This is a genomic window from Pectobacterium colocasium (assembly GCF_020181655.1).
In the GTDB taxonomy this organism is placed as follows: Bacteria; Pseudomonadota; Gammaproteobacteria; order Enterobacterales; family Enterobacteriaceae; genus Pectobacterium; species Pectobacterium colocasium.
Genome location: NZ_CP084032.1, coordinates 4,622,964 through 4,635,038, shown reverse-complemented (window position 1 = coordinate 4,635,038; position 12,075 = coordinate 4,622,964). Strand labels below are relative to the sequence as shown.

Below are 12,075 nucleotides of genomic sequence, written 5' to 3'. Positions count from 1 at the left end.
CATTTATTATGAATAAAAATACAATATTGCGCGGTGAAAGAAAACCCAAAGGTATGGCGATGGCGATTCGCCACTTTCACTGAGCTTCGCGGGTGAACTGCGTACCGACGCTGGTGAGCCCTGTTACCTGTTCCATAGATAAGTAAGAAGGTATACGGATCCCATGCTGAATACGCTGATTGTTGGTGCAAGTGGTTATGCTGGTGCTGAGCTTGTGCTTTACCTGAATCGTCACCCACAGATGAACATAACCGCTTTGATGGTTTCTGCGCAAAGTGTCGATGCAGGAAAATCGATTTCTGATTTACATCCGCAGCTCAAGGGCATTATTGATATGCCGGTAAAACCGCTGACCGATGCTGAAGAAGCCGCGAAAGGCGTGGATGTCGTTTTTCTGGCGACCGACCACAAAGTCAGCCACGATTTGGCCCCTGTTTTCCTGGCGGCTGGCTGCACTGTTTTTGATTTGTCCGGCGCGTTCCGCGTACAGGATGCCGAATTTTATCGTCGCTACTATGGCTTTGAGCATCAGCATCCTGACTGGTTGGCAAAAGCCGTTTACGGTCTGGCCGAATGGCGTGCAGAAAGCGTGAAGCAGGCACAGCTGGTTGCCGTGCCGGGATGTTATCCCACGGCGGCGCAATTGGCGCTGAAACCACTGCTGGATGCACAACTGCTGAACCCTGCCCAATGGCCGGTCATTAATGCCGTGAGCGGCGTGAGCGGGGCAGGGCGGAAAGCGTCTCTGACCAGCAGCTTCTGTGAAGTGAGCCTGCAACCGTACGGCATTTTCAATCACCGTCATGAACCTGAAATTTCAACGCACCTCGGCACGCCAGTGATCTTCACGCCGCATTTGGGCAACTTCGCCCGTGGCATTCTGGAAACCATCACCTGTCGTCTGCAACCGGGCGTCACCCAGCAGGATGTCGCTGAAGCCTATCACAACGCTTATCACGATAAGCCGCTGGTACGCCTGTATGATAAGGGCGTTCCGGCGCTGAAATCCGTTGTCGGCCTGCCATTCTGCGATATCGGTTTTTCCGTGGATGGTGAGCATTTGATCGCGGTGGCCACCGAAGACAACCTGCTGAAAGGCGCATCGGCGCAGGCTGTGCAATGCATGAACATTCGTTTTGGTTTCCCTGAAACCCAATCGTTAATTTAACAATTACTGGTCCCGACATTTCGAGGCGCGAAGCATAATGAATCCGTTAATTATCAAATTAGGTGGCGTTTTACTGGATAGCGAAGAAGCGCTGGAACGTCTGTTCACTGCGCTGGTGGCTTACCGTCAGGAACATCAGCGTCCGCTGGTGATTGTGCACGGCGGCGGCTGTCTGGTGGATGACCTGATGAAGAAACTGTCGCTGCCCGTCGTGAAGAAAAACGGCCTGCGCGTCACGCCTGCCGATCAGATCGACATCATCACCGGTGCGCTGGCGGGTTCCGCCAACAAGACGCTGCTGTCATGGGCGAAGAAGCATGACATCAATGCGGTCGGCTTGTGTCTGGGCGATGGTGGCAGCACGACGGTCACGCAGTTAGATGAGTCTTTGGGCTTTGTGGGTAAAGCAGAGGCAGGATCGCCTGCGCTGCTGAACACGCTGCTGTCTGCGGGCTATCTGCCTGTTGTTAGCTCCATCGGTATTACGGCACAGGGCGACCTGATGAACGTCAACGCTGACCAAGCGGCGACGGCACTGGCGCAAACGCTGGGTGCGGATTTAATCCTGCTGTCTGACGTGAGCGGCATTCTGGACGGTAAAGGCCAGCGTATCGCCGAAATGACGGCAGAGAAAGCCGAGCAGCTGATTGCTCAGGGCATCATCACCGACGGCATGATTGTTAAGGTCAACGCCGCGCTGGATGCCGCTCGTGCGCTGGGTCGTCCAGTTGATATCGCTAGCTGGCGTCATGCTGAGCAGCTACCTGCGCTGTTCAACGGCGTAGCGATTGGCACGCGTATTCTGGCGTAAGTCGTTTCTGGGTATGGCATGATGCGATACCAACATGAATGATATTTTTGGGAGTAAGGGTTATGGCTTTGTGGGGCGGTCGGTTTAGTCAGGCAGCAGATCAGCGTTTTAAACAATTTAATGACTCACTGCGGTTTGATTACCGTCTGGCGGAACAGGACATCGTTGGCTCGATCGGCTGGTCGAAAGCACTGGTGACGGTCAATGTGCTCAGCGAGCAGGAGCAGCAGCAACTGGAACAGGCGCTGAATGCGCTGCTGGTTGAGGTACAGGCTGATCCTGAGATGATCCTGCAAAGCGATGCAGAGGACATTCATAGCTGGGTTGAACTGCGTCTGATTGAGAAAGTCGGCGATTTAGGTAAAAAGCTGCATACCGGTCGTAGCCGTAACGATCAGGTCGCGACGGATCTGAAGCTGTGGTGCAAGGCGCAGATTGCAGAACTGCTGCTGTCGGTACGCCAGCTGCGTCAGGCGCTGGTTACGACGGCGGAAGCCAATCAGGATGCGGTGATGCCGGGTTACACCCACCTACAGCGTGCACAGCCAGTGACGTTTGCGCACTGGTGTCTGGCCTACCATGAAATGCTGGCGCGTGATGAAAGCCGTCTGGAAGATACGCTGAAGCGTCTGGATGTCAGCCCACTGGGCTGCGGTGCACTGGCAGGAACGGCTTATCCAATCGACCGTGAGCAACTGGCGGGCTGGCTGGGATTTGCCTCGGCCACGCGTAACAGTCTGGATACGGTTTCCGATCGCGATCATGTACTGGAACTGCTGTCTGATGCTTCGATCGGCATGATCCACCTGTCGCGTTTTGCCGAAGATCTGATCTTCTTCAACAGCGGTGAAGCGGCGTTCGTTGAGCTGTCTGACCGTGTGACATCCGGTTCTTCCCTGATGCCACAGAAGAAAAACCCGGATGCGCTGGAGCTGATTCGTGGTAAATGCGGTCGTGTACAGGGTGCGTTGACCGGCATGATGATGACGCTTAAAGGCCTGCCGCTGGCGTATAACAAAGACATGCAGGAAGACAAAGAAGGGCTGTTTGACGCGCTGGATACCTGGCACGACTGCCTGATGATGGCGGGTCTGGTGCTGGAAGGCATTCAGGTTAAGCGTCCGCGCTGTAAAGAAGCGGCCGAGCAAGGCTACGCGAACTCGACAGAGCTGGCGGATTATCTGGTTGCGAAAGGCGTTCCGTTCCGTGAAGCGCACCATATCGTGGGCGAAGCGGTAGTTGAAGCCATTCGTCAGGGCAAAGCATTGGAAGCGTTGCCGCTGGCCGATCTGCAAAAATTCAGCGCCGTGATTGGCGAGGATGTGTACCCGATTCTGGCGTTGCAATCCTGTCTGGATAAGCGTGCGGCACAAGGTGGCGTGTCACCACAGCAGGTTGCTAAAGCGATTGGCGATGCGAAGCAGCGCCTAGCCTAAGTTGCCCTCTTCTGTTTCAGTTCCCCCAACGTGGTGTTTCGCGTTGGGGGGATTTCTGCGTTACCGATCTGATTTTTCTGCAAATTATCATCTATCCATTCTCATATGGAATGCGGTTCGCATTTTTCTGCTCAGCGTCTTCCTCACCAGAATTGTTTCTGGACATCCATACAGTATCATTTTACCTTGACCGACAGCGTGAAAGGCCTGCGGAGGCAAAGTGGATATCAGCATATTTTATGGTCTGGGCGGCAGCGCGGTCGGGCTACTGGTCGGGTGGTTAATTGCCAGCCTGATTCATCAGCAGAAGTTGTCGCGGCATGACACCGAACAGCAGTTGCTGGCGCAGACATTGCAGCAGGCTCAGCAGTCGCTCAGCGAACAGCAGCAGGCAAAGCAGCAGGACGAACAGCGGCTGCGGCAAAACGAGCTGGAACTGCGCACGGTTCACGCTCAACTCTCTGCCAGCCATGAAAAGCTGCAACAGCTTACTGAACTCCGTGAAGAATGCGTGCAGTTAAATCAGGAACTGCGAACGCTGCGTGAAATCAACAGCGCGCAGGAAGCGGAGCTGCGGGAAGTCACGATTCGGCTGGAAGAAACCCGTATGGCGGCGGAAGAGAAGCAGCGGCTGCTGGCAAACAGCGAACAGCGGTTGACGACGCAGTTTGAGAATCTGGCGAACCGGATTTTTGAACATAGCGGCCGTAAGGTGGATGAACAAAATAAACAGAGTCTGGATAAGCTGCTGATGCCGCTGCGTGAGCAGCTTGATGGGTTCCGCCGTCAGGTGCAGGACAGCTTTGGTGCGGAAGCGCGTGAGCGTCACACGTTGGCGCATGAAATCCGCAATCTGCAACAACTGAACGCGCAGATGGCACATGAAGCCATCAACCTGACGAAAGCCCTGAAGGGCGACAATAAGACGCAGGGTAACTGGGGCGAGGTGGTGTTAAGCCGCGTGCTCGAAGCCTCTGGCCTACGGGAAGGCTACGAGTATCAAACTCAGGTCAGCGTGCAGACGGGGGCAAATAGTCGCCTGCAGCCGGATGTCATCGTGCGTTTACCGCAGGGCAAAGATGTTGTGATCGATGCCAAGATGTCGCTGGTGGCCTACGAGCGCTATTTCAATAGTGACGATGACGCAGAGCGGAGTGTGGCGCTGAACGAGCATTTGCTCTCGGTTCGCAGCCATATTCGGCAACTGAGCAGCAAAGATTACCAGCAGCTTCCGGGGCTGCGTTCGCTAGACTACGTGCTGATGTTTATTCCGGTCGAGCCCGCTTTTCTGGTTGCTATCGATCGCCAGCCCGAATTGATCAACGAGGCGCTAAAGCACAATATTATGCTGGTCAGCCCGACCACGCTGCTGGTGGCGTTACGTACCATCAATAACCTATGGCGCTATGAACAGCAGAGCCGCAATGCACAGCACATCGCTGAAAAAGCGTCACGGCTATACGATAAACTGCGGTTGTTCGTCGATGACATGGAAGCGATGGGACAAAGTCTGGATAAAGCGCAGGGCACTTATCGCCAGGCAATGAATAAACTTTCCTCTGGGCGTGGTAACCTTATTGGCCAGGCTGAGGGATTCCGTGCGCTGGGGGTAGAAATTAAACGCACGATCAGCCCGTCATTGGCCGAAAAAGCAACGGCCCATGAGCACGCTGAACGCGATGAATTACCGGGTTCTGTCGCGCCCGACGCTGTCCCTCCTGCCGTAAAAACGGAAGGTGAAGAAGGGGAAACGCTCTTTTCCTCCCGTACTCACCCGTACTAAATGGGTATGGATTTCGCGGGCTTGGCACTCGGCTATGCGAAAGAAATTAGTGCAGTGGGGTTTTTATCCGGGTCTGGTACACTCTCACCATAAATGGGTAGACCCGAAATTTGACTGAAATAGTAGGCGGATAAGATGGCAAGTGAGCAGGAGAATACGGCCGACTTTGGTTTTCGGACTGTCGCCAGGGATGAAAAAGAAGTCATGGTGGCTGAAGTTTTTCATTCTGTAGCAGCAAAATATGACTTGATGAATGACCTGATGTCCTTTGGTATCCACCGTATCTGGAAGCGTTTCACCATTGAATGCAGTGGCGTAAGACGTAACCAGCGTGTTCTGGATCTAGCCGGAGGAACAGGGGATTTAACCGCCAAATTCTCCCGTATGGTTGGTGAAGGCGGTGAAGTCATTCTGGCGGACATCAACGCATCTATGCTGAAAGTAGGCCGTGAGAAACTGCGTAACAAAGGCATTATCGACAACATCAGCTATGTGCAGGCCAATGCAGAAGCGCTGCCGTTCCCTGATGACTTCTTCGACTGTATTACTATCTCCTTTGGCTTGCGCAACGTGACGGACAAAAACAAAGCGCTGCGCTCAATGTACCGTGTCCTGAAGCCGGGTGGTCGGTTATTGGTTTTGGAATTCTCCAAGCCGATAATTAAACAACTGAGCACCGTTTATGATGCCTATTCCTTTCATATCCTGCCGAGGATTGGCGAAGCCGTGGCGAGTGATGCCGGGAGCTACCGCTATCTGGCGGAATCCATCCGCATGCATCCCGATCAGGAAACACTGAAAGGGATGATGAGCGACGCCGGTTTTGACAGTGTTAACTATTTCAACCTCACCGGTGGAATCGTTGCACTACATCGTGGGTTTAAATTCTGAATCGCAGGTTCAAATTCTGAATCGTGGGTTTACATTCTGATTGGAAACGCCAATGCTGATAACGTCTTTTCTGACTGCTACGCTGGAAACCGCGCTGAATCAGCTGCTTTTTCACGATACGGTTTCTTGTGATAGAAGCATGAAGTCTGCCCGCCAGCGCTTACAGGGAAAAACACTACAGATCGAACTGGCTGAGCTGGATGTGCCGTTGGTGCTGGTATTTAACGAACAGCGGCTGGACGTTGTCAGCCAGTGGGGCGAATTGGCGGATTGCCGCCTGAAAACACGCGTTCCGGTTCTGATGAAATTACGCGATCGCCAACAGCTATCGTCGCTGATGCGCAGTGGCGAACTGGTGATTGAAGGTGATATTCAGGTCGTTCAACAGTTCATCGTACTGGTTGATCTGGCAGAGTTCGATCCCGCGGAATGGCTGTCTCCCTACCTGGGCGATATTGTTGCCCAGGGTCTTAGCCAGACGGCACAGAAAACGCTGAGCTTCCTGAGACGGTCATTACATCAGCAGCAACATTTCCTGTCTGAGACGTTAACGGAAGAGTGGCGACTGGCTCCGGGAAAACTGGAAAATGCCTGGTTCCATGAGGAAATTGTTGCGCTGGATAAATCCGCCGATACGTTGTCTGAACGGCTGGCGAAGCTGGAGGCTTTACGATGACGCCCAGTGAATTACGCCGCCTTTACAGCATTGTGCGTGTGCTGCTGAGCTATGGTCTGGACGAACTCATTCCTAAAATGCGTCTGACGTTTCCGCTACGTGCGGGTCGTCGTCTGCTGTTCTGGTTGCCCAATCGTCACCGCGACATGCCTTTAGGGGAGCGCCTGCGTTTGGCGCTTCAGGAGCTGGGGCCGGTGTGGATTAAGTTCGGACAAATGATGTCTACACGCCGCGATCTGTTTCCACCAGCCATCGCCGATCAACTGGCGATGTTGCAGGATCAGGTTGAGCCGTTTGATGGCAAGCTGGCGCGTGAGCAAATTGAGCTGTCGATGGGGGGAATCCCTCTGGAAGAGTGGTTTGATGATTTTGATATTAAACCGCTGGCCTCTGCCTCGATTGCACAGGTGCATACCGCCTGCCTGAAAAGCACGGGAAAAGAGATCGTTATCAAGGTTATCCGCCCGGATATTTTGCCGGTCATCAAAGCGGATATGCGTCTCATGAAACGGCTAGCGGGCTGGTTGCCTCGCCTGTTACCGGATGGTCGCCGCCTGCGGCCACGTGAAGTGGTGCTGGAATACGAAAAAACGTTGCTTGATGAGCTGAATTTGCTGCGAGAAGCTGCCAATGCCATCCAACTGCGACGGAATTTTGAGAACAGCCCGATGCTGTATGTGCCGGAAATCTATTCGGATTATTGCAGCGAAGGCATGTTGGTGATGGAACGAATCTACGGTATTCCCGTTTCTGATGTCGATGCGCTGAAGGCAAATGGAACGGATATGAAGCTGCTGGCCGAACGCGGTGTTCAGGTTTTCTTCACGCAGGTATTCCGCGACAGTTTCTTCCATGCAGATATGCATCCCGGCAATATCTTTATCAGCCATGAGCACCCGGAAGACCCGCAATACATTGGTATTGATTGCGGTATCGTCGGTTCGTTGAATAAAGAAGACAAGCGCTATCTGGCCGAGAATTTCATCGCCTTCTTCAACCGTGATTATCGTAAAGTCGCCGAACTGCATGTGGATTCTGGCTGGGTGCCAGCGGATACTAATGTTGCCGATTTTGAATTTGCGATTCGTACAGTCTGTGAGCCGATCTTCGAGAAGCCGTTGGCGGAAATTTCGTTCGGCCATGTATTATTGAATTTGTTTAATACGGCGCGTCGCTTCAACATGGAAGTACAGCCCCAACTGGTGTTGCTGCAAAAAACGCTGCTGTATATTGAAGGCGTTGGTCGACAGCTTTATCCGCAGCTCGATCTGTGGAAAACCGCTAAGCCGTTTCTGGAAACCTGGCTGAAGCAGCAGGTCGGTTTGCCTGCGGTTTTCCGTGCGCTCAAAGAGAAAGCGCCGTTCTGGGCTGAGAAACTGCCGGAAGTGCCTGAATTGTTTTATGACGGGCTGCGTCAGCATAAGATGTTAAAGCACAGCGTTGATCAACTGGCCTATGAGTTGAAAACGCAGCAGGCCCGTCAAGGGCAATCACGATATCTTTTGGGTATTGGCGCAACGCTACTAATCAGTGGTACGTTGTTACTGATCAGCCGTGTTGAAGCCGATATGGTTCCCGCAGGGCTGATGGCCGCAGGAATTGTTGCCTGGATTATCGGCTGGCGTCGAACTCGTTGAAGCAGATCATGATGCACGCCAGAATTACCCGATATAATAACGGGAATTCTGTCGTTCCCCTTTTTGAAAAGAGGTAAATGTTATGGGTGGTATTAGTATCTGGAACCTGTTGATTATCGCAGTCATCGTCGTACTGCTGTTCGGAACCAACAAGCTGAGAACGCTGGGTTCGGATCTGGGCGCGTCAATCAAAGGGTTTAAGAAAGCGATGGGTGACGATCAGCCGTCCACTAGCGCAGACAAAACGCAGCCAGATGCAGATTTCTCTACCAAATCTATTGCTGACAATCAGGCAGACGTCAAGCAGGGCGACACGAAGAGTCAGCATAAAGAGCAGGTGTAATCTGTGTTCGATATCGGTTTTGGTGAATTGCTATTGGTGATGGTTCTTGGCCTGATTGTCCTCGGGCCGGAACGTTTGCCTGTGGCAGTCAAGACGGTTGCAAGCTGGATCAGGACGCTGCGTGCACTGGCGTCTACTGTTCAGAATGAGCTGTCGCAGGAGCTGAAACTTCAGGAGTTTCAGGAAAGCCTGAAAAAAGTTGAAAAAGCCAGTTTGCAGAATCTGTCGCCTGAGTTGAAAGCCTCAATGGATGAACTTAAAGAAGCGGCAGAAGCGATGAAACGTGGTTATACCGAAACATCGTCGCTGCAAAAATCAGAAGGTCATCAAAAGTCAGACGAGCCGAATGCGACGGTGGAACCGCCTCGCAACGCCCCGCTAAACGATCCTGAAGCGGCTTATGACGGGGTGATTGAAACGGAAACCGCAGTACGTCCGGCAGACAGCCAGCCTAAGCCTGAAAAGGGTGCTGTTGCTGAACATCACCATGAGAGCGACAGCCCCACTGGTGCAGAAACTGTCGGCAATGATAATGTTAAACCTGTGCAGTCCCAGTCTCCTGCTGTTTCTGCCCGCCAACCGAGCGATAGTCGTTAGTTTATGGCCGATGAAGATACTCAACCGCTAATTAGCCACCTGATTGAGCTACGCAAGCGGCTACTGAACAGCATTATCTGTGTGCTGGCGGTATTTATTGTGCTGGTGTTCTTTGCCAATGACATTTACCAAGTCGTTTCCGCCCCTCTCATCAAACAATTACCGGCGGGTGCCAGCATGATCGCGACTGATGTCGCCTCGCCTTTCTTTACGCCGATCAAGCTGACGATGATTGTCTCCGTGTTTGTTGCTGCACCGCTGGTGCTGTATCAGGTATGGGCGTTTGTGGCGCCAGCCCTGTATAAACACGAACGTCGTTTAATGATGCCGCTGTTGGTCTCCAGCAGCCTGCTGTTTTATGCGGGTATGGCATTCGCGTACTTTGTGGTGTTCCCGTTGGCGTTTGGCTTTTTTGCCAAAACCGCGCCCGTTGGCGTGCTGATTGCGACCGATATTAATAACTACCTCGATTTTGTTATGGCACTGTTCATGGCGTTCGGGGTATCGTTTGAAGTGCCGGTTGCCATTGTGCTGCTCTGCTGGAGTGGTGTGGTGACGCCTGAAGATCTGAAAAGAAAGCGACCTTATATTCTGGTTGGCGCGTTCGTTGTCGGCATGTTGCTAACGCCGCCGGATGTTTTCTCACAGACGCTGCTGGCAATCCCCATGTATCTGCTGTTTGAAATCGGCGTCTTCTTCTCGCGGTTTTACGTTGGCAAAGGCCGACGGGCTGAAACCGAAGAGCCATCGCAGTAACACACGGTTTCCTGCGGTAGGACGGTAAAATGACCTCTCTTTGAGAGGTCTTATTTTTTTATTCGCCAGAGTGAAGCCGGCGAACGGTCACGAGCAGGTGAGAGTCATGTTTGATATTGGCGTTAACCTAACCAGTTCTCAGTTTGAAAAAGACAGAGAACAGGTCGTCATTCGGGCGAAGCAAGCGGGTGTCAGTGGCATCTTGATCACCGGAACCAACGCGCAGGAAAGCCAGCAGGCCATGTCACTGGCGCAAGCTTATCCTGATTATTGCTGGTCAACGGCGGGTGTTCATCCACATGATGCCAGCCAATGGAATGACGCTATCGCTGAACAAATTCACCACCTGGCAAGCGCCGACTGCGTGGTTGCCATCGGCGAATGCGGGCTGGATTTCAACCGCAATTTTTCGACGCCAGAAGAACAAGAGCGGGCATTTAGCGCGCAACTGGCGATGGCGGCCGAGCTGTCTATGCCGGTTTTCCTTCACTGCCGTGACGCGCATTCCCGTTTTATCTCGTTGCTAACACCCTGGCTGAATCAGTTGCCTGCTGCCGTGGTTCACTGTTTTACCGGCAATCGCCATGAATTGGATGAATGTCTGGCTGCGGGGCTGATGGTTGGCATTACCGGCTGGGTTTGCGATGAGCGTCGCGGGCTGGAGTTACGTGCTTTACTGCCGCATATCCCTGCCGATCGGCTGTTGGTGGAAACCGACGCCCCTTATCTGTTACCCCGGGATTTACGCCCTAAACCGGCATCCCGCCGTAACGAACCCTGTTATCTGCCTCATATTATTCGCCAGATTGCGGAGTGGCGTGGAGAAGATGCCACATGGTTGGGACAGACAACAGATGAAAATGCCCGCCGGGTTTTCCGGCTGGCCTGATTCAGGAGAATAATGACATGAGCACTGCTTTTCCCGGCACTTTTCCCGGCCGACGTATGCGCCGTATTCGCCGCCATGATTTCAGCCGTCGCCTGGTTGCTGAAAATCAACTGACGGTGAACGATTTGATTTATCCCGTTTTTGTGATGGAAGGGACAAATCATCGTCAGGAAGTTCCCTCAATGCCGGGGGTATACCGGATGACTATCGATGTGCTTCTGAAAGAAGCTGAAGCGATTGCTAAGCTCGGTGTTCCGGTACTGTCTCTGTTCCCCGTTGTGGAAGCGGATAAGAAGTCACTCTATGCCGAAGAAGCCTACAACCCGGATGGTCTGGTTCCCCGCACGATCCGCGCGCTGAAAGACGCTGTTCCTGAGTTGGGTTTGCTGACGGATGTGGCGCTCGATCCCTACACGACGCACGGGCAGGACGGAATTATTGATGAAGACGGTTATGTAGTTAACGATGTCACCAAGGAGATTTTGGTGCGTCAGGCGCTGTCCCACGCTGAAGCCGGAGCCGAAATTATTGCGCCCAGCGATATGATGGATGGCCGCATCGGTGCTATCCGCGACATTCTGGAAGCGCAGAACCTGATCAATACCCAGATCATGGCGTACTCGGCTAAGTATGCATCGTGCTATTACGGACCTTTCCGCGACGCCGTGGGCTCTGCCAGCAATCTGAAAGGCGGCAACAAGAAAACCTACCAGATGGATCCGGCTAACAGCGATGAAGCCTTACAGGAAATCGCGCAGGATTTGCAGGAAGGCGCGGATATGGTGATGGTGAAACCGGGTATGCCTTATCTGGATGTAGTGCGCCGCGTCAAGGATACGTTCGGCGTGCCGACGTTTGCCTATCAGGTCTCTGGCGAATACGCGATGCACATGGCGGCGATTCAGAACGGCTGGTTGCAGGAGCAACCGGTGGTGATGGAGTCTCTGCTGTGCTTTAAACGCGCGGGTGCGGATGGGGTTCTGACCTATTTTGCTAAGCGTGTCGCACAGTGGCTGCACGATCAGCACATGCAGCGCTAAGTTTGTTTCATCCGGCGCGGTATAAACGCGCCGGGTGGGGCAAAGAAC

At 53.2% G+C, this 12,075-nt stretch carries 12 protein-coding genes; all 12 read left to right on the top strand.

Features of this window, described 5'->3' with window-relative positions:
- Positions 1 to 163 precede the first annotated feature (163 nt).
- The 12 genes from argC (at position 164) to hemB (ending at position 12,027) form a co-directional block, all read left to right on the top strand.
- Entirely contained in the window at positions 164 to 1,168 is a 1,005-nt protein-coding gene (gene argC / locus LCF41_RS20935) for an N-acetyl-gamma-glutamyl-phosphate reductase (protein WP_225086169.1), read from the top strand.
- Positions 1,169 to 1,205: 37 nt separating this feature from the next.
- Positions 1,206 to 1,979: an acetylglutamate kinase gene (gene argB / locus LCF41_RS20930; protein ID WP_005973420.1), complete on the top strand. Its 774-nt coding sequence runs from the start codon at positions 1,206 to 1,208 to the stop codon at positions 1,977 to 1,979.
- 62 nt (positions 1,980 to 2,041) lie between these two features.
- Positions 2,042 to 3,415, top strand: coding sequence for an argininosuccinate lyase (argH, locus tag LCF41_RS20925; RefSeq protein ID WP_010298641.1), 1,374 nt, complete (start codon positions 2,042 to 2,044; stop codon positions 3,413 to 3,415).
- A gap of 220 nt (positions 3,416 to 3,635) precedes the next feature.
- Positions 3,636 to 5,198: a DNA recombination protein RmuC gene (gene rmuC, locus LCF41_RS20920; RefSeq protein ID WP_225086168.1), complete on the top strand. Its 1,563-nt coding sequence runs from the start codon at positions 3,636 to 3,638 to the stop codon at positions 5,196 to 5,198.
- A gap of 135 nt (positions 5,199 to 5,333) precedes the next feature.
- Positions 5,334 to 6,089: a bifunctional demethylmenaquinone methyltransferase/2-methoxy-6-polyprenyl-1,4-benzoquinol methylase UbiE gene (gene ubiE / locus LCF41_RS20915; protein WP_015842148.1), complete on the top strand. Its 756-nt coding sequence runs from the start codon at positions 5,334 to 5,336 to the stop codon at positions 6,087 to 6,089.
- A 52-nt stretch (positions 6,090 to 6,141) separates the two neighbouring features.
- Positions 6,142 to 6,765, top strand: coding sequence for a ubiquinone biosynthesis protein UbiJ (gene ubiJ, locus LCF41_RS20910; RefSeq protein ID WP_225086167.1), 624 nt, complete (start codon positions 6,142 to 6,144; stop codon positions 6,763 to 6,765).
- Positions 6,762 to 8,402: a ubiquinone biosynthesis regulatory protein kinase UbiB gene (gene ubiB / locus LCF41_RS20905; RefSeq protein WP_225086166.1), complete on the top strand. Its 1,641-nt coding sequence runs from the start codon at positions 6,762 to 6,764 to the stop codon at positions 8,400 to 8,402. The genes ubiJ and ubiB overlap by 4 nt, the downstream gene beginning before the upstream one ends.
- An 82-nt stretch (positions 8,403 to 8,484) precedes the next feature.
- Positions 8,485 to 8,745, top strand: coding sequence for a Sec-independent protein translocase subunit TatA (gene tatA / locus LCF41_RS20900; protein ID WP_225086165.1), 261 nt, complete (start codon positions 8,485 to 8,487; stop codon positions 8,743 to 8,745).
- Between the two features lie 3 nt (positions 8,746 to 8,748).
- Positions 8,749 to 9,342 (top strand): Sec-independent protein translocase protein TatB, encoded by a 594-nt coding sequence (gene tatB, locus LCF41_RS20895; RefSeq protein ID WP_225086164.1) that lies wholly within the window; start codon positions 8,749 to 8,751, stop codon positions 9,340 to 9,342.
- Between the two features lie 3 nt (positions 9,343 to 9,345).
- Positions 9,346 to 10,098, top strand: coding sequence for a Sec-independent protein translocase subunit TatC (gene tatC, locus LCF41_RS20890; RefSeq protein ID WP_225086163.1), 753 nt, complete (start codon positions 9,346 to 9,348; stop codon positions 10,096 to 10,098).
- Positions 10,099 to 10,204: 106 nt separating this feature from the next.
- The gene (gene tatD, locus LCF41_RS20885; protein WP_225086162.1) at positions 10,205 to 10,987 is read left to right on the top strand and encodes a 3'-5' ssDNA/RNA exonuclease TatD; all 783 of its coding nucleotides are present in this window, start codon (positions 10,205 to 10,207) and stop codon (positions 10,985 to 10,987) included.
- Between the two features lie 17 nt (positions 10,988 to 11,004).
- A complete protein-coding gene (gene hemB, locus LCF41_RS20880) occupies positions 11,005 to 12,027 on the top strand; it encodes a porphobilinogen synthase (protein ID WP_225086161.1) in 1,023 nt (340 codons plus the stop codon).
- The last annotated feature ends 48 nt before the right edge of the window (positions 12,028 to 12,075 follow it).

Bases quoted from the DNA above. Each gene is read 5' to 3' on its own strand.
- ubiE (WP_015842148.1), top strand. From the start codon at position 5,334: ATGGCAAGTGAGCAGGAGAATACGGCCGACTTTGGTTTTCGGACTGTC.
- argB (WP_005973420.1), top strand. From the start codon at position 1,206: ATGAATCCGTTAATTATCAAATTAGGTGGCGTTTTACTGGATAGCGAA.
- argH (WP_010298641.1), top strand. From the start codon at position 2,042: ATGGCTTTGTGGGGCGGTCGGTTTAGTCAGGCAGCAGATCAGCGTTTT.
- tatA (WP_225086165.1), top strand. From the start codon at position 8,485: ATGGGTGGTATTAGTATCTGGAACCTGTTGATTATCGCAGTCATCGTC.
- tatC (WP_225086163.1), top strand. From the start codon at position 9,346: ATGGCCGATGAAGATACTCAACCGCTAATTAGCCACCTGATTGAGCTA.
- argC (WP_225086169.1), top strand. From the start codon at position 164: ATGCTGAATACGCTGATTGTTGGTGCAAGTGGTTATGCTGGTGCTGAG.
- hemB (WP_225086161.1), top strand. From the start codon at position 11,005: ATGAGCACTGCTTTTCCCGGCACTTTTCCCGGCCGACGTATGCGCCGT.
- ubiJ (WP_225086167.1), top strand. From the start codon at position 6,142: ATGCTGATAACGTCTTTTCTGACTGCTACGCTGGAAACCGCGCTGAAT.
- ubiB (WP_225086166.1), top strand. From the start codon at position 6,762: ATGACGCCCAGTGAATTACGCCGCCTTTACAGCATTGTGCGTGTGCTG.
- tatD (WP_225086162.1), top strand. From the start codon at position 10,205: ATGTTTGATATTGGCGTTAACCTAACCAGTTCTCAGTTTGAAAAAGAC.